The organism is Bradyrhizobium sp. HKCCYLS3013 (assembly GCF_051167615.1).
GTDB lineage: Bacteria > Pseudomonadota > Alphaproteobacteria > Rhizobiales > Xanthobacteraceae > Bradyrhizobium.
The window spans coordinates 641,032-664,801 of sequence record NZ_JBNPTK010000001.1 but is presented as its reverse complement, the minus strand read 5'-3'; the positions used below and the strand labels follow the sequence as shown (position 1 = coordinate 664,801).

General features: G+C 64.9%; 37 protein-coding genes. 8 read left to right on the top strand and 29 right to left on the bottom strand.

Annotation, left to right across the window (positions count from 1 at the left end):
* Positions 1-101 precede the first annotated feature (101 nt).
* Positions 102-2,444: an ABC transporter substrate-binding protein gene (locus ACQR1F_RS03180; RefSeq protein WP_315803653.1), complete on the top strand. Its 2,343-nt coding sequence runs from the start codon at positions 102-104 to the stop codon at positions 2,442-2,444.
* A 13-nt stretch (positions 2,445-2,457) separates the two neighbouring features.
* Here ACQR1F_RS03180 and modD read toward each other — a convergent pair whose 3' ends face one another.
* Entirely contained in the window at positions 2,458-3,333 is an 876-nt protein-coding gene (gene modD / locus ACQR1F_RS03175; RefSeq protein WP_434872635.1) for a ModD protein, read from the bottom strand.
* 73 nt (positions 3,334-3,406) lie between these two features.
* On the opposite strand from modD, the gene ACQR1F_RS03170 reads away from it, so the two are divergent.
* Positions 3,407-3,970 (top strand): DUF2478 domain-containing protein, encoded by a 564-nt coding sequence (locus ACQR1F_RS03170; protein WP_316180160.1) that lies wholly within the window; start codon positions 3,407-3,409, stop codon positions 3,968-3,970.
* A 27-nt stretch (positions 3,971-3,997) separates the two neighbouring features.
* Here ACQR1F_RS03170 and ACQR1F_RS03165 read toward each other — a convergent pair whose 3' ends face one another.
* From ACQR1F_RS03165 to nifH, 11 genes are all read right to left on the bottom strand, one after another.
* A complete protein-coding gene (locus tag ACQR1F_RS03165) occupies positions 3,998-4,204 on the bottom strand; it encodes a TOBE domain-containing protein (RefSeq protein ID WP_315803799.1) in 207 nt (68 codons plus the stop codon).
* 152 nt (positions 4,205-4,356) lie between these two features.
* A complete protein-coding gene (locus ACQR1F_RS03160) occupies positions 4,357-4,653 on the bottom strand; it encodes a ferredoxin family protein (protein ID WP_172112536.1) in 297 nt (98 codons plus the stop codon).
* Positions 4,654-4,694: 41 nt separating this feature from the next.
* Positions 4,695-6,002 (bottom strand): FAD-dependent monooxygenase, encoded by a 1,308-nt coding sequence (locus ACQR1F_RS03155; protein WP_315803656.1) that lies wholly within the window; start codon positions 6,000-6,002, stop codon positions 4,695-4,697.
* Positions 6,003-6,024: 22 nt separating this feature from the next.
* Positions 6,025-7,131 carry an electron transfer flavoprotein subunit alpha/FixB family protein gene (locus ACQR1F_RS03150; protein WP_434895950.1) on the bottom strand — a complete coding sequence of 369 codons (1,107 nt, stop codon included), beginning with the start codon at positions 7,129-7,131 and terminating at the stop codon, positions 6,025-6,027.
* Between the two features lie 36 nt (positions 7,132-7,167).
* Entirely contained in the window at positions 7,168-8,013 is an 846-nt protein-coding gene (locus tag ACQR1F_RS03145; protein ID WP_315803658.1) for an electron transfer flavoprotein subunit beta/FixA family protein, read from the bottom strand.
* Between the two features lie 261 nt (positions 8,014-8,274).
* Positions 8,275-8,613 carry a nitrogenase stabilizing/protective protein NifW gene (gene nifW / locus ACQR1F_RS03140; RefSeq protein WP_434912512.1) on the bottom strand — a complete coding sequence of 113 codons (339 nt, stop codon included), beginning with the start codon at positions 8,611-8,613 and terminating at the stop codon, positions 8,275-8,277.
* Positions 8,610-9,401: a serine O-acetyltransferase gene (gene cysE / locus ACQR1F_RS03135; protein ID WP_434912511.1), complete on the bottom strand. Its 792-nt coding sequence runs from the start codon at positions 9,399-9,401 to the stop codon at positions 8,610-8,612. Before cysE ends, nifW begins: the two co-directional genes overlap by 4 nt.
* Positions 9,402-9,403: 2 nt before the next feature.
* Complete coding sequence (gene nifV, locus ACQR1F_RS03130) at positions 9,404-10,543, bottom strand: homocitrate synthase (RefSeq protein WP_315803661.1); 1,140 nt, start codon at positions 10,541-10,543, stop codon at positions 9,404-9,406.
* 319 nt (positions 10,544-10,862) lie between these two features.
* Positions 10,863-11,357 (bottom strand): Fur family transcriptional regulator Irr, encoded by a 495-nt coding sequence (irr, locus tag ACQR1F_RS03125; protein ID WP_434912510.1) that lies wholly within the window; start codon positions 11,355-11,357, stop codon positions 10,863-10,865.
* Between the two features lie 17 nt (positions 11,358-11,374).
* On the bottom strand, positions 11,375-12,109 hold the full coding sequence (locus tag ACQR1F_RS03120) for a nitrogen fixation protein NifQ (RefSeq protein WP_434837728.1): 735 nt from the start codon (positions 12,107-12,109) through the stop codon (positions 11,375-11,377).
* A gap of 84 nt (positions 12,110-12,193) precedes the next feature.
* A complete protein-coding gene (nifH, locus tag ACQR1F_RS03115; protein ID WP_315803664.1) occupies positions 12,194-13,081 on the bottom strand; it encodes a nitrogenase iron protein in 888 nt (295 codons plus the stop codon).
* A gap of 420 nt (positions 13,082-13,501) precedes the next feature.
* Between nifH and ACQR1F_RS03110 the strand changes: the two genes are divergently transcribed.
* Both ACQR1F_RS03110 and ACQR1F_RS03105 read left to right on the top strand, forming a co-directional pair.
* A complete protein-coding gene (locus tag ACQR1F_RS03110) occupies positions 13,502-13,933 on the top strand; it encodes a response regulator transcription factor (protein WP_315741025.1) in 432 nt (143 codons plus the stop codon).
* The gene (locus tag ACQR1F_RS03105) at positions 13,827-14,354 is read left to right on the top strand and encodes an ArsC/Spx/MgsR family protein (protein WP_434912509.1); all 528 of its coding nucleotides are present in this window, start codon (positions 13,827-13,829) and stop codon (positions 14,352-14,354) included. The genes ACQR1F_RS03110 and ACQR1F_RS03105 overlap by 107 nt, the downstream gene beginning before the upstream one ends.
* Before the next feature lie 18 nt (positions 14,355-14,372).
* Here ACQR1F_RS03105 and ACQR1F_RS03100 read toward each other — a convergent pair whose 3' ends face one another.
* From ACQR1F_RS03100 to ACQR1F_RS03090, 3 genes are read right to left on the bottom strand one after another with little or no spacing between them, the layout of a single operon-like run.
* Positions 14,373-14,735 carry a (2Fe-2S) ferredoxin domain-containing protein gene (locus ACQR1F_RS03100; protein WP_315803666.1) on the bottom strand — a complete coding sequence of 121 codons (363 nt, stop codon included), beginning with the start codon at positions 14,733-14,735 and terminating at the stop codon, positions 14,373-14,375.
* A complete protein-coding gene (grxD, locus tag ACQR1F_RS03095) occupies positions 14,732-15,061 on the bottom strand; it encodes a Grx4 family monothiol glutaredoxin (protein ID WP_315803667.1) in 330 nt (109 codons plus the stop codon). The genes ACQR1F_RS03100 and grxD overlap by 4 nt, the downstream gene beginning before the upstream one ends.
* A gap of 48 nt (positions 15,062-15,109) precedes the next feature.
* Complete coding sequence (locus ACQR1F_RS03090; RefSeq protein WP_006609694.1) at positions 15,110-15,343, bottom strand: BolA/IbaG family iron-sulfur metabolism protein; 234 nt, start codon at positions 15,341-15,343, stop codon at positions 15,110-15,112.
* Positions 15,344-15,615: 272 nt separating this feature from the next.
* Between ACQR1F_RS03090 and ACQR1F_RS03085 the strand changes: the two genes are divergently transcribed.
* From ACQR1F_RS03085 to ACQR1F_RS03070, 4 genes are all read left to right on the top strand, one after another.
* Complete coding sequence (locus tag ACQR1F_RS03085) at positions 15,616-16,107, top strand: tetratricopeptide repeat protein (RefSeq protein WP_434912508.1); 492 nt, start codon at positions 15,616-15,618, stop codon at positions 16,105-16,107.
* A gap of 93 nt (positions 16,108-16,200) precedes the next feature.
* Complete coding sequence (locus tag ACQR1F_RS03080; protein WP_315803800.1) at positions 16,201-16,563, top strand: iron-sulfur cluster assembly protein; 363 nt, start codon at positions 16,201-16,203, stop codon at positions 16,561-16,563.
* A 36-nt stretch (positions 16,564-16,599) separates the two neighbouring features.
* Entirely contained in the window at positions 16,600-17,358 is a 759-nt protein-coding gene (locus tag ACQR1F_RS03075; protein WP_316239624.1) for a dienelactone hydrolase family protein, read from the top strand.
* Positions 17,359-17,384: 26 nt separating this feature from the next.
* Positions 17,385-17,627 carry a hypothetical protein gene (locus ACQR1F_RS03070; protein ID WP_315803670.1) on the top strand — a complete coding sequence of 81 codons (243 nt, stop codon included), beginning with the start codon at positions 17,385-17,387 and terminating at the stop codon, positions 17,625-17,627.
* Between the two features lie 261 nt (positions 17,628-17,888).
* Here the strand turns inward: ACQR1F_RS03070 and ACQR1F_RS03065 are convergent, their stop codons facing one another.
* Genes ACQR1F_RS03065 through ACQR1F_RS03000 form a run of 14 tightly spaced genes read right to left on the bottom strand, consistent with a single transcriptional unit; the run spans position 17,889 to position 23,763 of the window.
* Positions 17,889-18,347: a group II truncated hemoglobin gene (locus ACQR1F_RS03065; protein WP_434837725.1), complete on the bottom strand. Its 459-nt coding sequence runs from the start codon at positions 18,345-18,347 to the stop codon at positions 17,889-17,891.
* Positions 18,348-18,362: 15 nt separating this feature from the next.
* The gene (locus ACQR1F_RS03060; RefSeq protein WP_315803672.1) at positions 18,363-18,530 is read right to left on the bottom strand and encodes a hypothetical protein; all 168 of its coding nucleotides are present in this window, start codon (positions 18,528-18,530) and stop codon (positions 18,363-18,365) included.
* 12 nt (positions 18,531-18,542) lie between these two features.
* Positions 18,543-18,860, bottom strand: coding sequence for a DUF6156 family protein (locus ACQR1F_RS03055; protein ID WP_315803673.1), 318 nt, complete (start codon positions 18,858-18,860; stop codon positions 18,543-18,545).
* A gap of 34 nt (positions 18,861-18,894) precedes the next feature.
* Positions 18,895-19,107 (bottom strand): hypothetical protein, encoded by a 213-nt coding sequence (locus tag ACQR1F_RS03050; RefSeq protein ID WP_315803674.1) that lies wholly within the window; start codon positions 19,105-19,107, stop codon positions 18,895-18,897.
* A 12-nt stretch (positions 19,108-19,119) separates the two neighbouring features.
* The gene (locus ACQR1F_RS03045) at positions 19,120-19,428 is read right to left on the bottom strand and encodes a 2Fe-2S iron-sulfur cluster-binding protein (RefSeq protein WP_315713113.1); all 309 of its coding nucleotides are present in this window, start codon (positions 19,426-19,428) and stop codon (positions 19,120-19,122) included.
* 36 nt (positions 19,429-19,464) lie between these two features.
* Positions 19,465-20,679: a DegT/DnrJ/EryC1/StrS family aminotransferase gene (locus ACQR1F_RS03040; RefSeq protein WP_315803675.1), complete on the bottom strand. Its 1,215-nt coding sequence runs from the start codon at positions 20,677-20,679 to the stop codon at positions 19,465-19,467.
* Positions 20,680-20,681: 2 nt separating this feature from the next.
* A complete protein-coding gene (locus tag ACQR1F_RS03035; RefSeq protein ID WP_315803676.1) occupies positions 20,682-20,942 on the bottom strand; it encodes a hypothetical protein in 261 nt (86 codons plus the stop codon).
* A gap of 17 nt (positions 20,943-20,959) precedes the next feature.
* Positions 20,960-21,316, bottom strand: a complete 357-nt coding sequence (locus ACQR1F_RS03030) for a DUF3024 domain-containing protein (RefSeq protein ID WP_315803677.1) — start codon at positions 21,314-21,316, stop codon at positions 20,960-20,962.
* A gap of 14 nt (positions 21,317-21,330) precedes the next feature.
* Positions 21,331-21,570, bottom strand: a complete 240-nt coding sequence (locus tag ACQR1F_RS03025; protein ID WP_316179954.1) for a nitrogen fixation protein NifZ — start codon at positions 21,568-21,570, stop codon at positions 21,331-21,333.
* Entirely contained in the window at positions 21,567-21,890 is a 324-nt protein-coding gene (locus ACQR1F_RS03020; protein WP_315803679.1) for a nitrogen fixation protein NifZ, read from the bottom strand. The genes ACQR1F_RS03025 and ACQR1F_RS03020 overlap by 4 nt, the downstream gene beginning before the upstream one ends.
* Entirely contained in the window at positions 21,887-22,660 is a 774-nt protein-coding gene (locus tag ACQR1F_RS03015) for a 4Fe4S-binding leucine-rich repeat protein (protein ID WP_434912507.1), read from the bottom strand. Before ACQR1F_RS03015 ends, ACQR1F_RS03020 begins: the two co-directional genes overlap by 4 nt.
* Positions 22,653-23,186 carry a hypothetical protein gene (locus ACQR1F_RS03010; RefSeq protein ID WP_434912506.1) on the bottom strand — a complete coding sequence of 178 codons (534 nt, stop codon included), beginning with the start codon at positions 23,184-23,186 and terminating at the stop codon, positions 22,653-22,655. Before ACQR1F_RS03010 ends, ACQR1F_RS03015 begins: the two co-directional genes overlap by 8 nt.
* 11 nt (positions 23,187-23,197) lie before the next feature.
* On the bottom strand, positions 23,198-23,527 hold the full coding sequence (locus ACQR1F_RS03005; protein WP_434912505.1) for a HesB/IscA family protein: 330 nt from the start codon (positions 23,525-23,527) through the stop codon (positions 23,198-23,200).
* Positions 23,528-23,538: 11 nt separating this feature from the next.
* Positions 23,539-23,763 (bottom strand): 4Fe-4S binding protein, encoded by a 225-nt coding sequence (locus ACQR1F_RS03000; protein WP_434912504.1) that lies wholly within the window; start codon positions 23,761-23,763, stop codon positions 23,539-23,541.
* Positions 23,764-23,770 lie beyond the last annotated feature (7 nt).

The following is a 23,770-nucleotide window of genomic DNA, read 5'->3' as shown; positions in this document are numbered from 1 at the left end:
CAATCTCGGAGCGCTCGAGACGCGACCCGGACCGCTCCCGGCGAGACGGGCGGCCGCGATCTGCTGCGCTCGAGAACCACATATCGATGGGAGGACTGGTGATGCAGGGCATCCATGCTGCAGCTCGCGCCTGCTTGGCCGCTAGATGGAGCCGACGTCGCAAACCACGGGATGCAACGAACAGCCGCTCTCGAACAGCCGCATGCCTCGTCCTGGCTCTGTCCGCAACATTGGCGCTGGCCGGGCATCGAGCGGTCGCCGCCGACAACGAGATTCGCATCGGCAACACCATGCCCTATAGCGGCCCGGCTCTCGCCTATGGTGTCATCGGCAAGACGATCGCGGCCTACTTCAACAAGATCAATTCCGAGGGCGGCATCAACGGCCGGCGCATCAACTTCATTTCCTACGACGACGGCTATGCGCCGCAGAGGACGGTGGAGATGACGCGCAAGCTCGTCGAGGAGGACAACGTCCTGCTGATGTTTGCGAGCCTGGGCACGGCCCCCAACCTGGCGGTGCGCCCATATCTCAACGCCAACAAAGTCCCGCAATTGTTCGTGGCATCCGGCTCCTCGCAATGGGACCAGCCGCACGACTTTCCGTGGACCATGGGCTTTCAGCCAAGCTACCAGGCCGAGGCGCACGTCTATGCCCAGTACCTGCTGGAGACCCACAGCCGCGGCAAGATCGCGATTCTCTATCAGGACGACGATTTCGGAAGGGACTACGTCAAGGGATTGAAGGACGGCCTGGGCGGCAAGCTTCCGATCGTCGCGGAAGCCGGCTACAAGGTGACGGACGCCAACGTCAATCAGCAGATCGCCACGCTGAAGGCCTCCGGCGCCGACATCTTCTTCGACGTGACCACACCCAAATTTGCCGTGATGGCGATCCGCCGCGCGGCCGAGCTCGGCTGGCATCCGGACCACATCATCTCGACAGTCTCGGAATCGGTCTCCGCCGTGATGCAGCCGGCCGGCCTGCAGAATGCCGAAGGCATCCTGTCCGCGGGCTACTACTACGAGGGCGAGGAGGCCGCGGCGGCGGGCGATCCATCCTACCGCGAATGGTCCGCCTTCATGGACCGCTATCTGCCGGACGTACCGAGAAGCAATGGTCTTGCGACCTTCGGCTACCTCGCGGCAAACGCGATGGTCGCGGTGTTGCGGAGTTGCGGCGACGACCTGTCGCGCGACAACATCATGAAGCAGGCGGCATCCCTGAAGAGCCTCAAATTGCCGATGCTGACGCCCGGCATCACCGTCAACACCAGCCCCCATGATCACGCGCCGCTGGAGCAGATGCAGATGATGCAGTTCACCGGCGGGAAGTGGCAGCGCTTCGGTCCGGTGCGGAGCGGTATCGATCCCGGCAGTGTCAGCGATTCCTTCAAGACCATTTTCCGTTACGGTACGGCGAAGCGCGATCTGGCCAACCAGCTGAATGCCAATACCGTCACGCTGATGACCGGCTCGTTCGGCAGCACCTATGCCAACATGGGTGCGGACCTCGCATCGGCGCTCGACAAGGGGACGGAGCTGCGCATCCTTCCCGTGATCGGCCGCGGCTCGGTGCAATCGGTCGCCGACATCCTGCTGCTGCGCGGCGTCGACGCCGGCATCATCCGCAAGGACACCCTGGCCTTTCTCGAGCGCAAGGACTTCGCCAACAACATCCGCGAGCAACTGGTCTATGTCACCAAGCTGTTCAACGAGGAGATGCACGTGCTGGCGCCGAGATCTATCACCAGCCTGAGCGAGCTTGACGGCAAGACCATCGCCGTCGACCTGCCCGACGGCGGCACCTTCGTCACCTCGATCAACGTGTTCGAGCGCCTCGGGATCAGGCCGCATCTGCTCTATATCGAACCGCGGCTGGCGCTGGATATGCTGCGCAAGGGCGACATCGACGCGATCATCACGGTCGAGGGCAAGCCGGTGCAATGGCTGAGCCAGGTCAACGATCCCAATCTGCACCTGGTGCCCGTCGACTACGACAAGGCTCTGCACGACGACTACCTGCCGGCGCAATTGTCCGCCGAGGACTATCCGAACCTCGTCGGCGCCTCGGCGCCGGTGAACACGATCGCGGCCGAGGCCGTGCTGGCGTCGTTCAACTGGCCGGCCGGCAGCGACCGTCACCGCCGGCTGTCTCTGCTGGTCGAAGCCTTCTTCAGCAACATGCAGGCGCTGCAACGGCCGCCATACCACCCGAAATGGCAGGAGGTGGCGCCGCTGGCGCCGATCGCGGGCTGGACAAGATTCAAGACGGCACAGGACTGGCTCGATCGCAATACGCCGCCTCCCCAGATGCTGGGGGCGAATGCACAGGTCAACGATATGCAGGCGAGCGGCGTTTCAGCCGATCCCCGGTTGTTCCGTGAATTCATGGAATGGCGAGCCAACCGCCAGAAGCGCGCTGCGCCGCGGCACCCACAGTAGCCAGGTCGTGCGGTCAAGCCGCGGCTGAGGTAGGGCTGATCCGCACCTGCACGTCGCAGGGACGTGCGAGGTAGGGCGCCGAGGTGACCAGCACGTCCGCGCCCGCCGCAGCATAGGCGGCGGCGTTCTGCGCATTCACGCCCCCCGCGGCCGCAATGATCGGCCGACGCTGTAGCGCCGCGCTGATGGCGATCCGCTCCGCCAGCGTAGCGATCTGGGCAGGCAGAAATTTCTCGGCCTGGATCACGTCGAAGCCGGCCACGGCGGCGGCGACCGCCTGCTCGACCGTGGTGACCTCGATCACGATCCGCTTCTCCGGCGCGCTCCGCCGCAACCGCTCCGCGACGTCGGCAAGCGACGCATCGCCGAGAAACGCCCGGTGCTCCGGAAAGACCAGCACGGTCTCCGACAGGCCGAGCCGATGCATCACCGCGCCGCCAGCCTTCACCGCGGCGACGGCGAACGGCTTGGTGCCGGGGACGTTCTTACGCGTGCAGGCGACCGCAATGCCCGGCCTGATCGCCCGCGCCGCGCCGACGATCGCAGCCGCCCCGGTCGCGACGCCGGACCAGATCTCGATGAGCGTCTGCGCCACCTTCCAGCTCCGCAACAGGCCTGCCGCCGCGCCGTCTGCACGGAGGATCGGAGCCCCCTCCTCCAGCACCGTTCCGCTGCCGGCGAACAGTTCGACATGGCAGCCCGTGAGCTCGATCAACGCCGCCGCATCCTCGGCCAATGCCAGCACCATGCGGCCGCGCGCAGCGAAGTGCATCAGGCCCGGCTCGGCGCCGATCCCGAGCGTCTCCGTCGTCAGGTCGCCATAGGGGACATCGTCGCGGAGCAGCGCTTCGAGATCATTGTGCTTAGCGATGGTCGGCGCGCGCGACATCTGCTCTTTCTCCACAGGCTGCATCCTCTATATAAACCCTGGTCGCTGCCCGTCTCCGATCGCCAGGCCCCGCATGATCCCGCACGATCTTCCTGCCCCCGTTGAGCTCAATCAGCCCCGTCTCGCCGCGATTCTCTATGGACCGGGCGACGATGCCGATGCCTTGCTGGACGCCTTTGCCCAGGAGCTGCTGCGACGGGGCGTCCGGGTCGGCGGCATCGTTCAGCGCAATACGAGAGACGAGGTCGGCAAGAAAAGCGGAATGGACGTGATCGATCTCGGCAATGGCGACACGATCTCGATCTGCCAGGACCTCGGCGCCGGATCGACGGCCTGCAAGCTCGACACCGCGGGCCTTGCCGAAGCCGGCATGGCCGTTCACCGCGCGATCGCAGCCCATGCCGACCTCATCGTGATCAACAAGTTCTCCAAGCAGGAGGCTGCGGGAAGCGGGTTGCGCGGCGAGCTGGCCGACGCGATCACCTCGGGCATTCCGGTACTGACGGCCGTGCCGCAGAAATGCATCGACGACTGGCGGAGCTTTGCGGGCGACTTCGGCACGCTGCTGCAGCCGTCACGTTCGGCGATGGAAACCTGGTGGCTCGGCCTGCGCGCGCGCCACGCATCGACCGGCTGATCGGCGCAACAATTCGGCGCCATGTTCCTATTTGCCGATCATCACATCCGACGACTTGATGACGGCGGAGACGCTGTCGCCGACGGCAAGCGCGAGCTCCTCCACCGCCTCGTTGGTGATTGCCGAGAAGACCGTGAGTCCCGGGGCGAGCTCCACCTTGACGTGGGCGGTGGTCGCTCCCTTTTCAACCGAGATGATCCGTCCCGGCAAGACGTTTCGTGCGCTCAGCTTCACGTGCTGTTCCTCATCGATTGCAGCTTCGTTGCTGCCCCAGGATGTAAGCAGAACGCGGGCCCGAACTCAATGACCTATATCAAGAACAATATAGGATTGATGATCCGGCACCGGTTTGCGGCACCTCGTCGACCTGCGCGATCCGACGGGCATCAGCCGAACTTGAACAGCACGCCGTAGCCGCCGCGCGGATAGCTCCACTCGATGTCGCCGCTGGCCTCGCCGATGACCCGGCAGGTGCCGCATTCGATGCAGCCGTCGACCGTGATCTCGACCTGGCCCTTGTCGTTGAGCTCGTAGCAGCGTGCCGGGCAGGCCTTGAGAAGCGCCTTCAACTGCGGCGTCGGCGTCGTATGCGGACGGACCTTGATATGGGCCCGGCCGGGATCGACCTGATAGCGATTGTAGAACAGCTTGTCTTCGACCCTGACTGCGACGTCCGTGCTCATGTCTGATCTCCCTCGCTTAAGCTGTTTCGTTCATTCACCAATCATCGCCACGCCCGGGCAAACCTGAAGGCGTCGCCGAACAGGCCGGTCCATGACCTTGCATTCACGAAGGAGCGCACGGTGCTGCTCTCTTTCTCCTTCTTCGGCGTGCCGTCGACGCGCACGAAGTTCTGCATCGCCTTGGAGACGAGCTGCGGATAGGTCAGGAAGAAGTTCTGCGACTGGTTGTGCAGCAGCGCCGGCATGTCCTTGTATTTCTTCAGATCCTTGATGACGAAGGAGTCCTCCAGCATCTTCTTGTAGAGCGCGAGGTTCTCCTTGGTCATCGGATCACGGCGCGACTTCACCTGGAAGATCGCCTCGGCCGCGATGCGCCCCGAGGTCATCGCGAGATTGGAGCCCTCGCGGTGAACGGCGTTGTTGAGCTGGGCGGCATCGCCGACCACGACCCAGCCATCGCCGCAGAGCTGCGGGATCGCGTTGTAGCCGCCTTCGGGAATGAGATGCGCCGAGTACTCCTTGACTTCCGAGCCCTCGATCAGCGGCGCCACCGACGGATGCTGCTTGAACCGCTCGAGCAGGCCGTAGGGCGTCTCGCCGGTCTTCTGGAAGTCGGAGACGAGGCAGCCGATGCCGAGCGAAATGCACTCCTTGTTGGAGTAGATGAAGCCCATGCCGGTCATGCCGCGGGAAATCGTACCGACGGCCTCGATGACGGCGCCCTCGTCGCCCTTCAGGTTGAAGCGCGCCTCGATCGTTTCGCGCGGCAGGAAGTGCATCTCCTTGACCGCGAGCGCGACGTTCTCCGGCTTCGGCCGCTCGCGCAGGCCGGCGCGGCTCCCGAGCAGGCCGTTGACGCCCTCCGCCAGCACGACGACGTCGGCATGGATCTCACCATCGCGTCGATCGGTCCTGACGCCGATCACCTTGCCATAGGCGTCCTGCGCCAGCTCGGTGACGGTGGTCTCGCACAGCACGGTGGCGCCGGCTTCCTTGACCTTGGACGAGAACCACTTGTCGAACTGGGCACGGATAATGGTGTAGCGGTTCGGCTTCTCCTCGTTGAAGTCGTCCGACTTGTAGTGCAGGCCGACATGCGACTTGTCGTCGAGCATCCAGAATCGCTGCTCGACCAGATGGCGTTCGAGCGGCGCTTCCTCGCGGAAGTCCGGAATCAGCTTCTCCAGCATGTCGGCGTAGAGGATCGCGCCCTGCACGTTCTTCGAGCCGGAATACTCGCCGCGCTCGAGCTGCAGCACTTTCATGCCGCGCTGAGCCATGGTCAGCGCAGCCGCATTGCCGGCCATGCCGGCACCCACGACGATCGCGTCGAAACGTTCCTCGATCATTGCCCTGCTCCCTCTCTGGTGCCTAGCTTGCGATGCGATCGCGCGAATGCGGCGACAGACGCGCACGGAATGCCTCCGTCAGCGCAGGCAGCAGCCGGATCGCGTCGGTGACGATGCCGACATGCGCGAAGTCGAAGATCGGCGCGTTCTTGTCGGTGTTGATGGCGACGATCAGATCGGCGCCCTCGACACCGACCCGATGCTGAATCGCGCCGGAAATGCCTGCGGCAATATACAGCTTGGGCCGGATGGTCTTGCCGGTCTGGCCGATCTGCCGATCGGACGTGACCCAGCCCTTCTGCACCAGTGGCCGGGAGCAGCCGAATTCGGCGCCGAGCACCGACGCGAGCCCCTTGACGAGCTGGAAGTTCTCCGGCGAGCCAAGCCCGAGCCCGCCGGCCACGACGATGTCGGCATAGGCGAGATTGGACTTGGCGGAATCGCGATCCGGAATGAAGGACAGCACCTTGGTGACGATGTCCTCCTCGACGAGACCGAGCTTGTGCTCGATGACGCGGCTCGCAGGCTTCTCGACGCGGTCCGGCATCGGCATCACGCGCGGGCGGACGGTCGCCATCTGCGGCCGGTAGTTCAGCGTGTAGATCGTGCAGAGCAGCGAACCACCGAAGGTCGGCCGCGTCGCGGCCAGCGAGCCGTCGGCATCGACGTCGAGCTCGGTGCAGTCGGCGGTCAGACCCGTGAGCAGCGTCGTCGCCACGGAGCCCGCGAGGTCGCGGCCGAGCGTGGTGGCGCCGAGCAGCAGGATCTCCGGCTTGAAGGTGTTGACGACGTCGGTCAGCGCCTTGGTGTAGGCTTCGTTGCGATAGTCGGTGAGAACGCCGTCCGCGACGATGTAGGCGAGATCGGCGCCATAGCAGAACGACTCCGCGGCGGCGTGCCGCACGGCTTCTCCGGGAGGACCGATCACCACGGCCGCCAGATCAACCTTCAGCTTGTCGGCGAGCTTGCGGCCGGCGCCCATCAGCTCCCAGGACACCGGGTGAACCTGGCCGCGCTCCTGCTCGATGAACACCCAGACGTGCTTGTAGGCCTTGAAATGCTCGGGCAGCTCCTTCTTGGTCGCGGCGCGACCGGCTGCGGCGGGCGGTGCTTTGGTGGGTTCGCTCATGATCGTCGTCCCTTGGTCCGTCAAAAGCCGTCTGGATCAGAAGCCGTGTGCTGACGTCGTCAGCTCGGCTTCGAGCTTCGGCTGCCGCTTGAACAATTCCTCGATCAGCGCGTCGGCCGGCGCGCGGTTCGAGAAGTCGACCATGGTCGCCTTCTCCGCCCGGGCCGACGGCGCGAAGACCCGCTTCACGATGGTCGGCGAGCCCTTCAGGCCGCACTTCGAGATGTCCTCGACGCCGGCGTCCTTGGCGCTCCAGGTCACGATCTGAGCGCGCGCCGCACGGAGCGCATCGGCCATGGCGCCGCGGCGGATCTCGTTGGTCGCCTCCAGCATCGTCACCAGGCACGGCAGCCTGGTCTTCAGCACCTGAACGCCGCCCTCGGAGCGACGCTCGGCTTCGATGGTGCGCGCGACGGGATCGACCTCGTTGATCTTCGCCACATAGGTCAGTTGCAGCAGGCCCAGACGCTTGGCGATGCCCGGGCCGACCTGCGCGGTGTCGCCGTCGATCGTCTGCTTGCCGGTGAACACGATGTCCGGCGCTCCGAAGGTCTCGCTGATCTTGCGAATGGCTGTCGCCAGCGCATAGGTGGTCGCCAGCGTATCGGCGCCGGCAAAGAAGCGATCGGTCAGCAGCACGGCGCGATCGGCCCCGTAGGTCAGTGCCCGGCGCAGCGAGTCTTCGGCGGACGGCGGCCCCATCGTCAGCACCGTCACCTCGCCGCCGAACTTGTCGCGCAGTTGCAGCGCCGCCTCGAGCGCGAACAGGTCGTAGGGGTTGATGATGGTCGGCACACCCTGGCGCATGATGGTGTTGGTCACCGGATGAACGCGGATCTGCGCGGAGTCCGGAACCTGCTTGATGCAGACGACGATATGCATGCGATCACTCCGGGTGTGTAGGCCTGCGATCAGGACAGCAATTGTCGTACCAGTTTCGGCCGTGATGATTATCGGCACGGATTCAACACCTTGGCGCATGAACCTGAACTGCTTCTGAGAACTCGCCGCCGAGGTCCGACACGTCGCAAGCAACACGCGTCGGGAATGCGACAGGACTTTGAGAGCGCACCGCTCGCCTGAAAGCAGAAGCGCCGCCAGTGGTGCTGGCGGCGCTTCTGGGAGCGATCGTTAGTTCATGCGTTACTTGAGCGTCGTCAGCGACACGAATGGCTTGGGAGCCGGCTTCGGCGGCGCCACCGCCTCCTTGAGCACCTTGAACACCCGCTGATCGAGCGGCGTCGAGACGAGGAAGTCCTGATAGGCCTGCTCGAGGTACGACTTGCAGCGGGCTGCGACGTCCTCATTGGAAACGCCGGAGAAGTCCTCGCTGACGAGGTACTGTCCCATCCGGCGGAGAATATGCAGCCTGCAGACGTTGAGGACCTTGGGATCGTAGTCGACACCGAGCAGCTTGAAGAATTCCTCGGCAGCAGAGGTCTGCTTCAGTTGGTCCAGAACGTTCGGCGTTGCCACAGTCATTGCTTTGCTCCTTGACTCGAAATCGGATCAACCTCGCACAACGAGGTCGGCGCCGGAGGTGACGGTCCCTGGCGCACCTTCTGCCTGATGTGAGCGAGCTGCGCTTCGAGAAACTCGATCCGGTCCAGCATCACGGAAAGGGCCTCACCCACCGGATCCGGCATCAGATGATGGTCCAGATCGATGCGTCCGACGGTCCGCCGATGGGTGAATTCAGGCCGCACCACCTTGGCAGGGATCCCGACCACGGTAACGTCAGGCGGCGTGCTCTGGATGACGACGGAGTTGGCACCGACGCGGGTCCGCGGACCGATCGTGATCGGGCCGAGAATCTTGGCGCCGGCGCCGACGACGACACCGCTGTCCAGCGTCGGATGCCGCTTGCCTGGCGACCACGACGTGCCGCCCAGGGTGACGCCGTGATAGAGCGTGACATCATCGCCGATCTCGGCGGTTTCACCGATCACGACGCAGGCCCCATGATCGATGAAGAAGCGGCGGCCGATCTCGGCGCCCGGATGAATGTCGACATTCGACAGGAAGCGTCCGAGCCACGACAACAATCGTGCCGGAAAACGCCAGCCGCGAATCCACAGCCGATGCGCCAGGCGATGCCAGATCAGCGCGTGAATGCCGGGATAGGTCAGCAGGGTCTCGATTTCGCTGCGCGCCGCCGGATCGCGCGAGCGGACACAGCCAATGTCCTCGCGGATCAGGCGGACCAGCGAGGGCCGGCTCGCCTCGACGACGATCGGCTTTGCAATGGGGGTATCGACGATGTCGCTCATGATCAGGCAAAGCTCGCCAGCGGGTGATCGCAGACTTCGCGCCAGATGGCCGCAACGGCCTCTTTCGGCACCGGCCCCTTGTGAACGACGGCATGCCTGCGCACGCGCGCCAGGATGTGCCGAGCCTGGTCGGCGCTCGCCGGCAGGCGCAGATCCGACAGCAGCGAGGTGATCGCCGACAGCCCGGAATGCTTCCCGATCACGATCCGGTTGGAGCGGCCGAACAGCACCGGATCGAGCGCCTGGTAGGTGCGCTGATCCTTCAGCAGGCCATCGACGTGAATGCCGGATTCATGGGTGAAGACGTGCTCGCCGACGATGGCCTTGTTGAGTGGAATGGCGCGCGCCGCAGCGGCCGCCACGACATTGGCGACGTGATCGAGTTCGGCCAGCACGATGCCGGTCTCGCGCCGGTAGAGCTGCCGCAGCGCGACCGCGACCTCCTCCAGCGGAGCATTGCCGGCGCGCTCGCCGAGGCCGATCACGGTGACCGATGCATGGGTCGCGCCCGCCTTGACCGCCGCCAGCGTGTTGGCGGTGGCAAGACCGAGATCGTCATGGCCGTGAAACTCGATCTCCAGGTCCGTGGTCGCGCGCAAGGCGCCGACCAGAGCTGACGTCGCGTCCGGATCGAGCACGCTCAGCGTATCGGCGACGCGGAAGCGCCGGGCGCCGACCGACTTTGCGGTCGCGATCACCTCGGCGAGAAAGCCGACATCGGCGCGCGAGGAATCCTCACCGCCGACGGCAACGGCCAGTCCGCGGCTCCGCGCATAGCCGACCACGCGCTTGAGCAGTTCCAGCGCGGCACTGCGGCTGCCGCCGAGCTTGGCGGCGATCTGCACGTCGGATGTCGGGATGGAGACATTCACCATCGAGACGCCGGCCGCGATCGCCGCATCGACATCCGCCTCGCGCATCCGGCACCAGCCGATGATGGTCGCGGGCAGACTGGCCTCGACGATCGCCCTGATGGCAGCGATCTCGTCGGCCCCCATTGCCGGCGTGCCGGCCTCGATCTCGGGAACGCCGGCTCGCGCCAGCGCACGGGCGATCGCGACCTTCTCTCCGAGAGCGAAGGCGACGCCCGGCGCCTGCTCGCCGTCGCGGAGCGTGGTATCGTTGAGGATGACCCGGGGCATCGGGCTCCCCGAGACCGCGCTCCCGTTGGCAGAGCCGGCATCTCGGGCATTCCTGGACCCGCGCTGTCCGGAGACGTCTGGCATTCACTCGCTCCGTCGCAACCTGTGTGTGGCCGCCAGAAGCACGACGCTCCGTTGCGGCCTGCCATTCACTCAGCAACGGCCATGCCACCGCCGGACACCACGCCAACCAATTGAATATCCGATTGTTTTTCCAACGTCCCGGATTGTCGGATTCGTGACAGCGTCGGACATCGAACGTCGACGCGGAGAGACATGCCAGCGCCGCGCCTGGACCGCGCGGCGACCAAGGCTGCCGTCAGGCGTGGCGCCTGCGGCGCAGGTGGATGACGATGTCGATCCGCTCCATGCCGTAGCCCGGCAGCGGCTCGGGCAACTGCTCGAACGCGACCTGTTCGGGCACGTCGACGAGCTCGCCTTCGTCCTCATAGAAGAAGTGCGGATGCACGGTCGTATTGGTGTCGAAGAATGATTTCGAGCCGTCCACGCCGATCTGCCGCAGCAGTCCGAGCTCCACGAACTGGTTGAGGGTGTTGTAGATGGTGGCCTGCGAGATCTTCATGCCCGAAGCAACGGCAGCGGCATAGAGCGCGTCGGCGGTGATGTGGCGGTCGCCGCCGCCGAACAGAATCCGGCTCAGTTGCTGACGCTGCTGGGTAGGACGCAACCCGGCCCGACGCAGCGCGTCCTCGCATCGACGCATCAGGATCTCGCCAGCTTCGCAAGTCTCCGCCTGGGGACAACGTCCGCCGTCGGAGTTGCACGGGAATCCAAGCTGGCTGTCCAACAACATCGTCACGGTCCTCGAACTCACATCGCGGCGCCCGCCGCCTCCTGCAGCGCCACCTCGCGTCGCCGTTCGGCCATCCGGCTCTCGCCGCTCTCCTCGCCAAAACAAACTTCGAAGTCGTTGCACTGGGTACAGACCGGCGTCGTGCACATCACGAAGCCATCGTCCTCGCACAGCATGCGGTAGAAGAAGCGCTTCCAGCGCATGTTTCTGGCGTTGCGGCTCGCCAGCGGCGCGAAGTGGCGCATCAGCAGCCGCGACAGCTCGGACCGCTCGCGCAGGCCCAGGTCTTCCCAGAGATGGTTGGGCTCCATCGCGCGACGCGCCACCATGGCCGCGAGCCAGCGGCCGACCTCGCCGTCCGTGGAGCGCTGCGCGGCGAGCAGATCGCGCACCATCGTGATCTCGTCGTCGTCCGGCGCGGCCACGGCCCCGGTGAACGGCAGCCATGAGGAGTCGATCGAGGCTGCCGGAAACAACTGCGCCAGCAGCGCGATCAGCTCGACTGTCGAAAGCCCGGCGCGCTCCGCCAATACGCCGTGTTCCATCGCCGAGACGGAGAGAATCGACGCGACCACATGACGGTCGAAACCGATGTCGCTGTCGATCAGCGCGTCCTCGGGATCGACGCCGGTCAGCAGGCGGTAGATCTCGCGGCCGTGATGCCGCTTGTCCTCTTCGAACGAGCCGCTGCGCGGCGACTTTTGCAGGCCGGCAGCAACGGATTCCGAGACGCCCACGATTGCGATGGTCATAGCGCGATCCCCTGCCGCCATGTCGACGGGACATGCGATGAGGTACCGGCCTTCCGACGGGAGGAAGGCCGGTACCAAGACTGCTTAAGCCGTTGCGGCGAGATCGGCGGCAGTCTTTCCGATTTGGCTCTCGTCCACGGCCTTCATGATGCCGTGCTCCATCAGCATGTCCTCGAGCTCGTCCATCGTGATCGGCGTCGGGATGATGCCCTTGCCGCCGTTATTGTGGATCTTCTGAGCCAGCGAGCGGTAGTGGCCGGCCTGGACCGAGTCCGGCGCGTATTCCAGCACGGTCATGCGACGCAGCTCGGCGTGCTGCACGATGTTGTCGCGCGGCACGAAGTAGATCAGCTGCGTGCCGAGCTTCTTGGCGAGAGCTTCCGCCAGCTCCAGCTCCTTGTCCGTCTGGCGCTCGTTGCAGACCAGGCCGCCCAGGCGCACGCCGCCGGAGTTCGCATACTTCAGAATGCCCTTGGAGATGTTGTTGGCGGCATACATCGCCATCATCTCGCCGGACATCACGATGTAGATCTCCTGCGCCTTGTTCTCGCGGATCGGCATCGCGAAGCCGCCGCAGACCACGTCGCCGAGCACGTCGTAGGACACGTAGTCGATGTCCTCATAGGCGCCGTTCTCTTCCAGGAAGTTGATCGAGGTGATGACGCCGCGGCCGGCGCAGCCGACGCCCGGCTCCGGACCGCCGGACTCGACGCAGCGGATGTCGCGATAGCCGACCTTCATGACCTCCTCGATCTCGAGATCCTCGACGCTGCCGGCGGCGGCGGCCAGGCTGAGAATGGTGTCCTGCGCCTTGGCGTGCAGGATCAGACGGGTCGAATCCGCCTTGGGATCGCAGCCGACGATCAGGATCCGATGACCCATCTCGGCGAGCGCCGCGAGCGTGTTCTGCGACGTCGTCGATTTGCCGATGCCGCCTTTGCCGTAGAATGCGATTTGTCGCAGTGATGACATTCTGCTCTCCATCAACCGATTGCCTATGTCGCGCCCGCGCTGTTCGCGAGGCGTGACCGCGTCCTCTCTGTGTCCGAACCGGCAGACGGGTTGTTGGGAAGGAGAGCATCGCTCGTCCGAAGCGTCGGCGTGCACTCAGCCCTCAACCATTGCCTGGGCCCAGTTTAGCAACGGCTGTGCCAGCACGCGCACGGCGTCAAAAACAGTCATGATTTAAAGGAGATGCGGAGCATTCCGTGCGCGATGGCGGGTTGTTGCAAACCCGACATCGGAATGCTTCGCAAGATGCGACGACGCGCGGTGCTGTCCGAAACGACACAACGGCGGCGACTTTTCAGCCGCGCGGCGCCCGGAACGAGATTTGCTAGGTCCTCTCCGCAGCCCTGCGGCACAGACGCTGACAACGTTGAGGAGGATGCAATGCAGATCGGAGTGGAGACGGCCAAGGCCGTGGACCAGCGGCGCGTGTTCGTGATCGACGACGACGAGATCACGCGCGCGGCCCTGCAGTTCATGTTGCACGACGAGATCGAGACACATGAATTGGCGACTCCCGAGGAGGCGTATGAGAAGGGCGTCGACTGGTTGGCGCCGAACGTGGTGCTGCTCGGGGTGTCCTTCCTGAAGCAACGCGGACCCGAGCTCGTCCGCGAGATCCTGGCGAAGTTCAAGGGCGTGCGGATTCTGATCGTGACCGCCAAGGCGGACGAGGCGATCGCGATCGAGGGTCTCAAGGCCGGCGCGCATGGCGCCGTGGTCAAGCCGCTCACGATCGAGTCGGTGCGCAAGAAGGTCGACACCATTCTCGGCCGCGCCGGCGGCGCGCAGCTCGTCCAGCTCGGCGGCGCCTGACGTGACGACCGTCGTCTTCTACGAGAAGCCGGGCTGCGGCACCAACGCCCGGCAGAAGCTGATGCTGACGCGCGCCGGCCACGATGTCGTCGCCAGGAATCTCTTGACCGAGCCCTGGACCGGCGAGCGGCTGCGCGCGTATTTCGCCGGGACTCCCGTCTGGGCCTGGTTCAATCCAGCCTCGCCGCGCGTGAAATCAGGAGAGATCGAGCCAGAGACGATCGAAGCCGTCGCGGCCATCGACCTGATGCTCGAGGATCCGCTGCTGATCCGCCGGCCATTGATCGAAGCCGGCGGCCAGTGCTGCGCCGGCTTCGATCGTGAACCCGTGATCTCGCTGCTTCAGCAGTACGACGATCTGGACGACGTCCAGGGCTGCACGCGTCCGGAGGCGTCGACACCTTGTCCGGAGCCGCGCTGAGCGGCTCCGGTCAGCACGTCAGCGTTTCAACACCATGACCAGGCGATCGACACGCTTGCCCTGCTTGAAGTGGGATTCGACGATCTCGTCGATATCCTCAGCGGTGGTCGGCCGATACCAGACGCCGTCCGGATAGACCACCATCATCGGTCCGGCGCTGCAGAAGCCGAAGCAGCCGGCAGCGGTGACGCCGATGTCCGTCAACCGCTGCGCCTCGATGGTCTTGGTCAGCCGGTCCCACAGCGGCTGCACGCCGAGCGCGCCGCAGCTGCCGCGCGGATGTCCGGGCGGGCGCTGCGTCAGGCAGACGAAGGCGTGGTGTTTGTAGAGCTGCGGAATCTCGAACGCGTCATCCGCCTCGGCGACATCGGCATCGCTCATGACGCAGGCGCCTTGATGCCCTTGTCGGCGAGCAGGGTCGCGAGCTCACCGGCCTGGAACATCTCGCGCACGATGTCGCAGCCACCCACGAACTCGCCCTTCACGTAGAGCTGTGGAATGGTCGGCCAGTTGGAGAACTCCTTGATGCCTTCGCGAATGAAGGGATCGGCGAGCACGTTGACGCTCTCGTAGGCCACGTCGAGCTTGGCCAGGATCTGCGCCACCGCGGCGGAGAAGCCGCATTGCGGCGCGGCCGGCACGCCCTTCATGAACAGCACGACATCACTGCCGTCGATCAGCTTCTGAATGCGTTCGGATGTCGACATGGACTGGATCCTTTCCCTGAATGCGACCGATCAGCCGGGCCGCAACGATCACTTCGGCAATGACGTTTCGAGCGCCAGCGCGTGCAGCACGCCACCCATCTGGCCCTTGAGGGCCGAGTAGACCATCTGATGCTGCTGCACCCGGCTCTTCCCGGCGAAAGCCTGTGAGGTGACGCGCGCCGAATAATGGTCGCCATCGCCTGCCAGATCCTCGATCACGACGACGGCATCCGGGAACGCCTCCTTGATCAGACGCTCGATATCCGTTGCTGCCATCGCCATCGCTGCCACTCCCGCTGGACTGACGAAGGCCTCATGCAAGCTCCGAACCAGTCATCTGCTCGCCGCAATCGCCGTCTCGCCGGCATCTGACGACGTGTCCACGCCAAATCGCCAAGCATTGCGTCGTCTTTGCGACATCGGCCACGGCGCGGCGAAGAGGCGGCGTTCAAAATCCAACATCGGCCCGCTCTTCCGCCCGCCTCGTGCCGGCTCCGGCGCTGCTGCCCCCGCGCGAAAACGGTCCGCGTCTTGCAATGATTTGATCGAGGTCAATGCAGATGCGCGAACTCGTCAGCGAACCCGACACGATCAACTTCGGCGATCTGCCTGAGGAGATCGATGCCTTGTTGCAACAGGGCGTGGCGGCGTATCGCCGCGACCATGCGCAGGCGGATCGGCTGTTTCGCCAGGCGCTGGCGGCCGCTCCGCAGCAGCTTCCGACCTACTTCTGTCTGTATAAGATTCACACCTATCAGGGCCATCTCGACGAGGCAGAGGCGGTCGCCGAGCTGGGCCTTGCCGAAGCGGCGCGCCAGGCCGGCTGGCCATGTGATTGGCGGCATTGGACGCCGCATGATCCGCTGCCGGACGGCGCCGGCCGCTTCGCGCTCTACACGCTGAAGGCCCTCGCCTTTATCCATCTGCGCAAGACTGATTCCGAGGGTGCAGCCGAAATGCTCGCCGCGCTGCGGCGACTCGATCCCACCGGCGCCGTCGGATGGCCGGTCGTCGCCGCGCTGGCCGAGGGGCTCGGTCCGGAATGAGGCGACGCCATGCACGAGCGAAGCGAAACATGACTCGAATTGCAACGACCATCCCCCGGTGCGAACCAGGATCATGAGAGGAACCAACGCATGATGACCATGCACGCCCCGCCCCCTCCTTCCCCGGCGCAGACCGCCGTAGCGACCGGCTCCCAGAGTGCAGCCGAGAGCGTGATTGCGGCGTTGCGAACGGTCTATGACCCGGAGATTCCGGTGAACGTCTACGATCTCGGGCTGGTCTATCGGATCGCGCACGAGGGCGGCGGCGCCGTCGAGATCGACATGACCCTGACGGCGCCCGGCTGCCCGGTCGCGAGCGAGATCGTTCGCATGGTGGAGGACGCCGTGCAGGCCGTCGACGGCGTCGCATCGGTGAAAGTCACGCTCGTGTTCGAGCCGCCCTGGGACAAGTCGCGCATGTCCGAAGAGACCGCGCTGGAGCTGGGTTTGTTGTAACGCGCGCCAACCGCGCAACGGAAGCAGGAGCATCACATGCCTACGGAGAGCACGATCAAGCTGACCGCCAGCGACGGCCATACCTTTCAGGCGTTTCGTGCCGATCCCACCGACGCGCCGAAGGGGGCGATCGTCGTCCTGCCGGACGGCGCTGACGCTGCCGGCAGGCTACGCAAGATCGCCGATGCCTTTGCGGCCAGCGGATATGTCGTGATTGCGCCGGAGCTGTCACCTCCTGCGGCGATCGAATCGACGGTGGAGGGCGAGCCGGCCAAGTCCGTGCCGGATCCGACAACGCCGCTGCTCGCCGAAGTCCAGTCGACCGTCGACAGCGTCAAGGACTGCGGCAAGGTGGCGGTAGTCGGCTTCGGCGCCGGCGGCGGTCTGGCCTATGACGCGGCCAACCGCGTCTCCGGCGTGGCCTGCGCGGTGAGCTACTACGCGACAGGTGTCGTCAATGCGGCCGGCGCCAAGCGCAAGATTCCGACCCTGCTCCATTTCGGCGAGGCCGACATCGTCGTGCCGTTCGCGGAGGTGACCATGTTCCGCGCCTATCATCCCGAGGTCAGCGCATTCTCCTATCCGAATGCCGCGCATGCGTTCGACGGCAACGGCGAGACCTATGATGAATCTGCAGCCGCGCTGGCACATGAGCGGACACTGGCGTGGATCTCGCAATACGTCGTCGGCCAGCCGCCGATCACGCTGAAGAATGCCGGCGCCTACGCGCTCGCCAAGACCGACAAGAAAAAGAAGAAGAAGGCCGACGACGACATGGGACCGCCGACCGATTGAGAATCCGATGGAGTGAGAGCGTCGCGATGCTGCCGACCACCATCCTGATCGACGAGCGGCCACGTTGCGTGGTGCGCCCCAACGACACCAAGGATCTCAACCGCTTCATCCGCAACGGCAAGCCTTTTCTGCTCGCCGAGCATCCGGACGGCAAGATCACCCACCGCAACGCCAGCGGCACCGAGCTGGTCCAATGGCAGAACGCGCTGGCGCTGCACCGCGCCTGGGGCGGCGACGACGAGAATTTCTTCGGCGTGCCGTTGTATTAGTTGGGTACTAGTTGTGGTCCGATGGACTACAAGAACCTTCGGATCACCTACAAGCTCGCTGCGCGATACAGCGCCCTCTCCCCTTGTGGGAGAGGGCATGCAGGACAGCGCCGCAGACTCGGTTGGGTGAGGGGTCTCTCTCGCCGGGCGCCACCTCGCAGAGAGCCCCCCTCACCCGACCAAATATGTGGAGAGGCCGGCGATGCCCTCTCCCACAAGGAGAGAGGGCCCATTCTTGAGCACCGCGGCTTACCTCTCAGCTCACGGTCGCGCGGCCCGCGCGTCGTGCGGATTGCCGGCCTGGTTGCGCATCCAGTCGGCAAGCTTGGTCATCGCGGCGTCGACATCCTGGCGGGCCTCGACGTCGCTGACGGTCTCCTCGAGCGCGCCGCGCATGCAGAGCAGCCAGGCGTCGCGCTCGGCATTGCCGATGGGAAAGCCCATATGGCGCTGACGCAGCCGCGGATGCCCCTTCTCAGGTGAATACAGCTTCGGGCCGCCGAGCCATTCCGAGAGGTATCGCTTCAGGATGTGCTTGATCGGCCCAAGATTGGTGCCGTGCATGTCGCGGATGGCCCTCGCCTCGGGCAGAGTATCCATCCGGTGGTAGAACGACTCGACCAGACGATCGACCACGACGGCGCCGCCAATTCGTTCATAGGGCGTGACGACCGGTCCCGCTTCTGAAGTTCCGGTCTCTGAAGTCCCAGCATCCGCCATCGGTCGTTCCTGTCTCTACTCGTCCAAGCTCGGCTGCAGGATGACCTCAGCCGGCGCCCCCGGGCCCTGCTGGTCCACGAGCTCCAGCGCATCGACACGCGACAAACCGCCGCCACTGTCCATCAGCACGATAGCGTCCTTCGGCATGCTGGCAAGAGCCTCGATCAGCTTGGCGACAGTCACGGTCCCTCCCGCTCACGCAGCGTCGTGCGCGGCCACAGGCGCGCCGGTTTCGTCGAAATTCAGCGTCACCGGATCCTCGTCGAGCATCACGATCTCGGCCCGGCTCAGCGCCCCATTGGCATGGTAGCTGTAGCAGTGCGTGAGCTCGATCTCGCCGTAGACGATCTTTTCGAACCCGGTCAGTACGCCGTCGGCATCGAAATAGCCGCGGATGAACGTGTTCCGGTTCGAGAGCTGCTCCGGCGCGATCGCAGTCACCAGCCGCAGCGGCAGCTTGACGCCGGTGTACGAGACGAAGAATCGACACGCCTGTCCCGCATCCGCGCTCATGCTGCCGCTCGCATCGAAGGTCACACCGCCGCCGTCACGAGACGGCTGCGGTCTTCAGAGCCTCGATCTGGTCACGGTCGACCTTGAACACGCCGCGGCCTCCGGCAAAGGTCTGATAGGCCTTCATGCCGATCGCAGCACTCAACTTGTCGAACCATTGCTGTGGCGTCAGGTCCCCGGGGCGTTCGCTGATCTCGGCGACAGTGCCGTCATTGGCGAAGCGGACATGCAGCGTCAAATTGTCCATGGTATCCTCCTCTTACAGGCCTGAACCGAAGCCGAGCAGCTCGATCTTGACGTTCTCGGTGCCAAGGATGGTCGCCTGGCAGGCGAGGCGCGACTTCGAGCCGACGCCGACGATGGTGTCGAGCTTCTCGTTCTCGAGCTTCGTCACCTTCGACACGCCCTTGCGTCCCTCCTGCAGGAAGATGTGGCAGGAGCCGCACTTTGCCTGGCCCTCGCATTTGTGCTGGATCTCGACCTCAGCGCCGAGCAGCGCTGCCAGAATGGTGGTGCCCTCGCCCACCTCGATCGTCTTGCCGGAGGGCATGACCGTTAGAGTTGCCATTGAATGTCTCCTTTGCTGGGTTGAGTTCAACTGGTGTCAGTAGATCGCGGCGCCCGCCCCGACATTGACCGAGGCGTCCTTCATCGTCGCAACGATGAAGGCGATCTGGTCCGTGGTGAGATGGACGTGGAACGGCAGGGCCACCACACGATCGGCCACCTTCTCCGTCACGAGATAATCGCCACGGCGATAGCCCATGTCGAAATAGTGTCGCTGCAGATGCAGAGGATTCGAATAGGCCACCGCCTCGACCTGCTCGACCCTGAGATCCTCGACGATCGAGTCCCGGCTCGACTTCGAGAACCGGGTGCCGAGATGGACCTGATAGAGGAACCAGTTCACCTCGGTGACATCTGGACCGACATAGGGATCCTTGATGCCCTCGAACGACTGCACCTCGCTGTAATAGATCTGCTCGATCAGCTTGCGCCGCTCGAGGATTTCGTCGATCCGCCTCAGTTGCGCCAGCCCGAGCGCGGCGGTCACGTCGCTCATCACGGCCTGGTGCGACGCGCTGCTGCTGACCACGACCGATGCGCGCTCGTCGAGCCGGTGCGACCGGTGCCGACGCACGGCCACCGCGATGTCGACGTCGTCGGTGACGACCATGCCGCCCTCGCCGCAGGTCAGCGCGAAGGGCTGCGAGAAGTCGAACACCGCGGCCGTACCGAATGTGCCGACCAGCGCCCCCTTGTATCTCGAGCCGATAGCCTCGGTCGAATCCTCGATGACAGGCAGTTCGTGGGCTTTCGCGATCGCCTGCAGCTCAGACCATTTGGCCGGGTGGCCGTTGGTGTTGCCGGCCAGGATCGCCTTGGTGCGCTCCGTGATGCGCGCCTCGATCTTGCTCGGGGCCAGCGTGCCCGAATAGTAGTCGATATCGGCAAACACCGGCTTGGCGCCGGCGATGCTGATCGCATGCGCGATCTCGCGGAACGAATACGACGACGCGATCACCTCGTCGCCGGGCCCGATCCCCATCGCCTTCAGAATCAGCAGCAGACCGAGCGTTCCGCTCGGGACGGCGATGGCATATTTGCGCCCGAGATAGGCGGCGAACGTTGCCTCGAACTCCTCCACCAGCGGACCGCAGGACAGCCGCGGCGAGCGAAGCGTCGCCTCGACCGCCGCGATCTCCGCCGTCGTGATGTCGGGATCGGACAGCGGGATGAAGTCGGAGCCAACCGGCGTAAGTTCGGTCTCGTCCTGCTCCTGTCGATCCGCATCGTGCACCAGAACGGGATTGATCATGATCAGCTCCGCCTGGCGAGGATCAGGCCGGTGGCCTTCGCCGGATCGTCGGTGACCCCAGCGCAATGTTCGCTGGCGTCGAGCAGATGCAGATCGAACGCCGGATAGCTGCGGAACGGCGCCTCGGTCACATCGGAGGCATCACACCGCGTCAGCGCCAGCTTGGGAAACCGACGGCGCAGTTCGCCGAACGCCGCGCTGCCGGCATCTGGTCCGGTGAGGACCTGCTCGATCTCATTCAGTTCCTGCTCGGCAAGCGCCATGCCACCCGTCCTCTTTGCTACTGCCAGAATATCCGCTCGGGATCGGCGTTCAGTTCGTCAACCGCCGCGGTCAACCGCCGGTGCACGCTGTGCAGCTCCCAAATCCCCCGACCGTGATCTCTCCAGAACAGCTTCCACATTGCGTTCGCGGCGTCATGACGCAGCAGCGCGACGTCGATCACCCCGCCGTCCTTGTCGATGTTGCGCGAGCAGCACGGACTCTGGACGTGATAGCCCTCAGTCGCCGGCGACACCGTCGGCTCGACGTAGCGATAGCGCTTGCGCGACTTCAGCGCGCGTTCGATCCGCTTGCGATCCAGTTCGTTGGGATGCGCAGGCAGGACGACGCTGGGCTCGAGCGCGGCTGCGATCATGGCAGAACATCTCCCTAGACCGGGACGATCTCCTCTTCGAGACAGCCCACGACGAGCTGCTCGCCGAACTCGACGAGATAGATCGGCATGTTCGCCTCGGTGTGAGTGCCGACCTGGACGATCTCGCCCATGTCACCGACGCCGACCAGCTTCGCCTCGGCCGGCGCGTTCGGGAACGAACCGTCGTTGACGAGATCGATCAGCGCCTTCACGCGTTGACCCCATTGATATCTAGGCAGACGTGGCTCGATCATGATCTGGTTGCTCCCGGCAGCGGCAGCTCGTCCTCGGCCTCCCCGCGGGGAACGGTGGATTCGAGCTCCTTGCGCTTCATGCCGACGCGGTTTCCGCTCTCGAGAAACTCGACGCCGTAGATGTAGAACTGCTGCAGGAAGGTTCCGATCGAGACGACGTAGCCGACCTCGCCCTTCTTCGCGAGGATCTCGCCGATCTCCTTGCCTGCATAGGTGCCGTCGTTGCGGATCGTACGCTTGGCCTTGACCTTCTCGCCGAACGCGAAATACGGCGGCGCGGACAGCTCCACGACCTCGCTGTCACGAACGATGTTGCTCATGCCGGTTTCTCCATCGCAGCTCCGGAACGATTGTCGAGCCGGCCGCGCGCCATCTCCTGCACCAGCGGATCCTCGTCGCGCGTCAGCTCGGCGAGCTCACTGAGCGCGATCCGGCTCGCAACCTCGTGACGCACACGCCAATCGGCGTCGTTGCGCATCGCGGTGAGAAGATCAGGCACGAGGCGCTCGGCGATCTCGAGCCGTACCCGTGGATCGGGGTCGCTGATCATGCCGAGCAGCCAGTCGCTCGGGATGCGCCGCGCGACGACGCGGCGGACCTCGGCCTCCGGGTCCCCCATCATGCGGCCGAGCACAGACGGCACGATGCGGCGCGCCACGACGAGGCGGACGTAATAGTCGTCGTCCATCATCATCGGCATCAGGTCTTCCGGATCGAGCACGGTCGCGATCCGAATGCGGACCTCGCGATGCGGATCATGGCGCAGCCGCAGCACCAGCCGCTTCGGCAGCCGCCGCGCGGCGTTCCAGCGCACCGTCTCCTCGGGATCATCGAGCAGCGGCGGCAGGAAGAACGGGCTGGCATGCTTCGCCGCGATCGCACGAACCTCGAAGTGCGGATGCTTGACGTAGCCGTTGGCGAGCGCCGGATTCCAATTGAAGAAGCGGTCGATGCGACGGGCGTAGCGATCGTGCACGCAGGCGTGCCGAAGGCGACATCCGCCGGATGCGTTGAGCGGCGCGTGTTCGCAGCCCGCGCAACTGATCTCGTTGCCCTGCCAGTCGATGGCCTCGTCGATGTCGTCATTCATCGTCGAGCTCCACCCGGTCGACCACCTCGAGCAGGACGCGTGCGCCGATCTTGTCGCTGGGATCGAGCTCGAGCAGCTTCTGCACCGCAAGCCGTCCCTCGACGAGATTGCCGAGGCGCATCTGCAAATAGGCGTATCCCTTCAAGGTGAACATGAAGAAGCGCGGCAGCATGTTGTCATAGCTGCCGAACTCGGCATGACCGGCGCGAACGTCGCGCCAGTGCGGTGGCAAGCGGTTTTCGACGGCCGCCTTGGCGAGGCACCGCTTGGCGATCCGCAGCGCGTCAGCGAGCCGTCCCTTGTAGAAATAGAAGCGGTAGAAGCCGATCAGGACCGCCGCATGCCCAGGCGCCAGCGCGTCCGCCTCCTTCAGATGCGTCTCCGCAACCTCGTCGAGATGATAGCTCTGGCCCGCCTGCCACAGATGATACTCGGCTTCCTCCGGCAGGCCGCCGCCGAGCAGCGCGTCGGCGAGCAGCGTGTCCTCGATGGCAGTCTGAGAGCTGGGCCGGGCATCGGTGGGCATGGCGAGCTGTCCTAGTGCTCCAGCGCCTTCAAGGCATGGGTCGAGCACGAGACCTGTTTCGGATCGTGAAACACGAGGCCGGTCTGCGTCGCGGTATCCGCGAAGTCGATGGTGACGCCGTCCAGCAGCAGCCGGCTCTCTGCCGGCAGGAACAGCCTGAGGCCGTCCCGCTCGACCACCGCATCGCCGGGCTGGGGTGCGGCGAGGACGCTGATGTCGGCGGCGAGCCCGGAGCAGCCGCCGGGAGAGACGGCGAGCCGGAAGCCGGAACCCGCAGTGCCGTCGGCCCGCAACATCATGCGCATGAATTTCTGCGCGGCCGGCGTGAGCGTGAAGTTCATCTCGGTCTCCCTCAAGCCGGCGGCTGGTAGCGCGGGACCGAATTGTCGATCACGCAGGTGTTGTCGACCGGGCAGACCGCCGCGCATTGCGGCTCGTCGAAATGGCCGATGCACTCGGTGCACTTCTTCGGATCGATCACGAAGGTGCCGTTCTTCTCCGAGATCGCCACGTTCGGACATTCGGGTTCGCAGGCCGAGCAGCTCGTGCACTGCGAGGCAATGATCTTCAAGGTCATCAAAGGC

What these genes read in the sequence shown, in the direction of transcription:
- ACQR1F_RS03145 (WP_315803658.1), bottom strand. Translation starts at nt 8,013, where the DNA reads ATGCATATCGTCGTCTGCATCAAGCAGGTTCCGGACTCCGCGCAGATC.
- modD (WP_434872635.1), bottom strand. Translation starts at nt 3,333, where the DNA reads ATGTCGCGCGCGCCGACCATCGCTAAGCACAATGATCTCGAAGCGCTG.
- ACQR1F_RS03075 (WP_316239624.1), top strand. Translation starts at nt 16,600, where the DNA reads ATGCCTACGGAGAGCACGATCAAGCTGACCGCCAGCGACGGCCATACC.
- ACQR1F_RS03020 (WP_315803679.1), bottom strand. Translation starts at nt 21,890, where the DNA reads ATGAGCAACATCGTTCGTGACAGCGAGGTCGTGGAGCTGTCCGCGCCG.
- ACQR1F_RS03110 (WP_315741025.1), top strand. Translation starts at nt 13,502, where the DNA reads ATGCAGATCGGAGTGGAGACGGCCAAGGCCGTGGACCAGCGGCGCGTG.
- ACQR1F_RS03090 (WP_006609694.1), bottom strand. Translation starts at nt 15,343, where the DNA reads ATGGCGATGGCAGCAACGGATATCGAGCGTCTGATCAAGGAGGCGTTC.
- ACQR1F_RS03150 (WP_434895950.1), bottom strand. Translation starts at nt 7,131, where the DNA reads ATGAGCGAACCCACCAAAGCACCGCCCGCCGCAGCCGGTCGCGCCGCG.
- ACQR1F_RS03045 (WP_315713113.1), bottom strand. Translation starts at nt 19,428, where the DNA reads ATGGCAACTCTAACGGTCATGCCCTCCGGCAAGACGATCGAGGTGGGC.
- ACQR1F_RS03000 (WP_434912504.1), bottom strand. Translation starts at nt 23,763, where the DNA reads ATGACCTTGAAGATCATTGCCTCGCAGTGCACGAGCTGCTCGGCCTGC.
- ACQR1F_RS03065 (WP_434837725.1), bottom strand. Translation starts at nt 18,347, where the DNA reads ATGGCGGATGCTGGGACTTCAGAGACCGGAACTTCAGAAGCGGGACCG.
- ACQR1F_RS03070 (WP_315803670.1), top strand. Translation starts at nt 17,385, where the DNA reads ATGCTGCCGACCACCATCCTGATCGACGAGCGGCCACGTTGCGTGGTG.
- grxD (WP_315803667.1), bottom strand. Translation starts at nt 15,061, where the DNA reads ATGTCGACATCCGAACGCATTCAGAAGCTGATCGACGGCAGTGATGTC.
- ACQR1F_RS03120 (WP_434837728.1), bottom strand. Translation starts at nt 12,109, where the DNA reads ATGACCATCGCAATCGTGGGCGTCTCGGAATCCGTTGCTGCCGGCCTG.
- ACQR1F_RS03050 (WP_315803674.1), bottom strand. Translation starts at nt 19,107, where the DNA reads ATGGACAATTTGACGCTGCATGTCCGCTTCGCCAATGACGGCACTGTC.
- ACQR1F_RS03170 (WP_316180160.1), top strand. Translation starts at nt 3,407, where the DNA reads ATGATCCCGCACGATCTTCCTGCCCCCGTTGAGCTCAATCAGCCCCGT.
- nifV (WP_315803661.1), bottom strand. Translation starts at nt 10,543, where the DNA reads ATGCCCCGGGTCATCCTCAACGATACCACGCTCCGCGACGGCGAGCAG.
- ACQR1F_RS03055 (WP_315803673.1), bottom strand. Translation starts at nt 18,860, where the DNA reads ATGAGCGCGGATGCGGGACAGGCGTGTCGATTCTTCGTCTCGTACACC.
- ACQR1F_RS03180 (WP_315803653.1), top strand. Translation starts at nt 102, where the DNA reads ATGCAGGGCATCCATGCTGCAGCTCGCGCCTGCTTGGCCGCTAGATGG.
- ACQR1F_RS03080 (WP_315803800.1), top strand. Translation starts at nt 16,201, where the DNA reads ATGACCATGCACGCCCCGCCCCCTCCTTCCCCGGCGCAGACCGCCGTA.
- ACQR1F_RS03030 (WP_315803677.1), bottom strand. Translation starts at nt 21,316, where the DNA reads ATGATCGCAGCCGCGCTCGAGCCCAGCGTCGTCCTGCCTGCGCATCCC.
- nifW (WP_434912512.1), bottom strand. Translation starts at nt 8,613, where the DNA reads ATGACTGTGGCAACGCCGAACGTTCTGGACCAACTGAAGCAGACCTCT.
- ACQR1F_RS03010 (WP_434912506.1), bottom strand. Translation starts at nt 23,186, where the DNA reads ATGCCCACCGATGCCCGGCCCAGCTCTCAGACTGCCATCGAGGACACG.
- ACQR1F_RS03015 (WP_434912507.1), bottom strand. Translation starts at nt 22,660, where the DNA reads ATGAATGACGACATCGACGAGGCCATCGACTGGCAGGGCAACGAGATC.
- ACQR1F_RS03035 (WP_315803676.1), bottom strand. Translation starts at nt 20,942, where the DNA reads ATGGCGCTTGCCGAGCAGGAACTGAATGAGATCGAGCAGGTCCTCACC.
- ACQR1F_RS03100 (WP_315803666.1), bottom strand. Translation starts at nt 14,735, where the DNA reads ATGAGCGATGCCGATGTCGCCGAGGCGGATGACGCGTTCGAGATTCCG.
- cysE (WP_434912511.1), bottom strand. Translation starts at nt 9,401, where the DNA reads ATGAGCGACATCGTCGATACCCCCATTGCAAAGCCGATCGTCGTCGAG.
- ACQR1F_RS03025 (WP_316179954.1), bottom strand. Translation starts at nt 21,570, where the DNA reads ATGATCGAGCCACGTCTGCCTAGATATCAATGGGGTCAACGCGTGAAG.
- ACQR1F_RS03155 (WP_315803656.1), bottom strand. Translation starts at nt 6,002, where the DNA reads ATGATCGAGGAACGTTTCGACGCGATCGTCGTGGGTGCCGGCATGGCC.
- irr (WP_434912510.1), bottom strand. Translation starts at nt 11,357, where the DNA reads ATGTTGTTGGACAGCCAGCTTGGATTCCCGTGCAACTCCGACGGCGGA.
- nifH (WP_315803664.1), bottom strand. Translation starts at nt 13,081, where the DNA reads ATGTCATCACTGCGACAAATCGCATTCTACGGCAAAGGCGGCATCGGC.
- ACQR1F_RS03105 (WP_434912509.1), top strand. Translation starts at nt 13,827, where the DNA reads ATGGCGCCGTGGTCAAGCCGCTCACGATCGAGTCGGTGCGCAAGAAGG.
- ACQR1F_RS03040 (WP_315803675.1), bottom strand. Translation starts at nt 20,679, where the DNA reads ATGATCAATCCCGTTCTGGTGCACGATGCGGATCGACAGGAGCAGGAC.
- ACQR1F_RS03005 (WP_434912505.1), bottom strand. Translation starts at nt 23,527, where the DNA reads ATGAACTTCACGCTCACGCCGGCCGCGCAGAAATTCATGCGCATGATG.
- ACQR1F_RS03160 (WP_172112536.1), bottom strand. Translation starts at nt 4,653, where the DNA reads ATGAGCACGGACGTCGCAGTCAGGGTCGAAGACAAGCTGTTCTACAAT.
- ACQR1F_RS03085 (WP_434912508.1), top strand. Translation starts at nt 15,616, where the DNA reads ATGCAGATGCGCGAACTCGTCAGCGAACCCGACACGATCAACTTCGGC.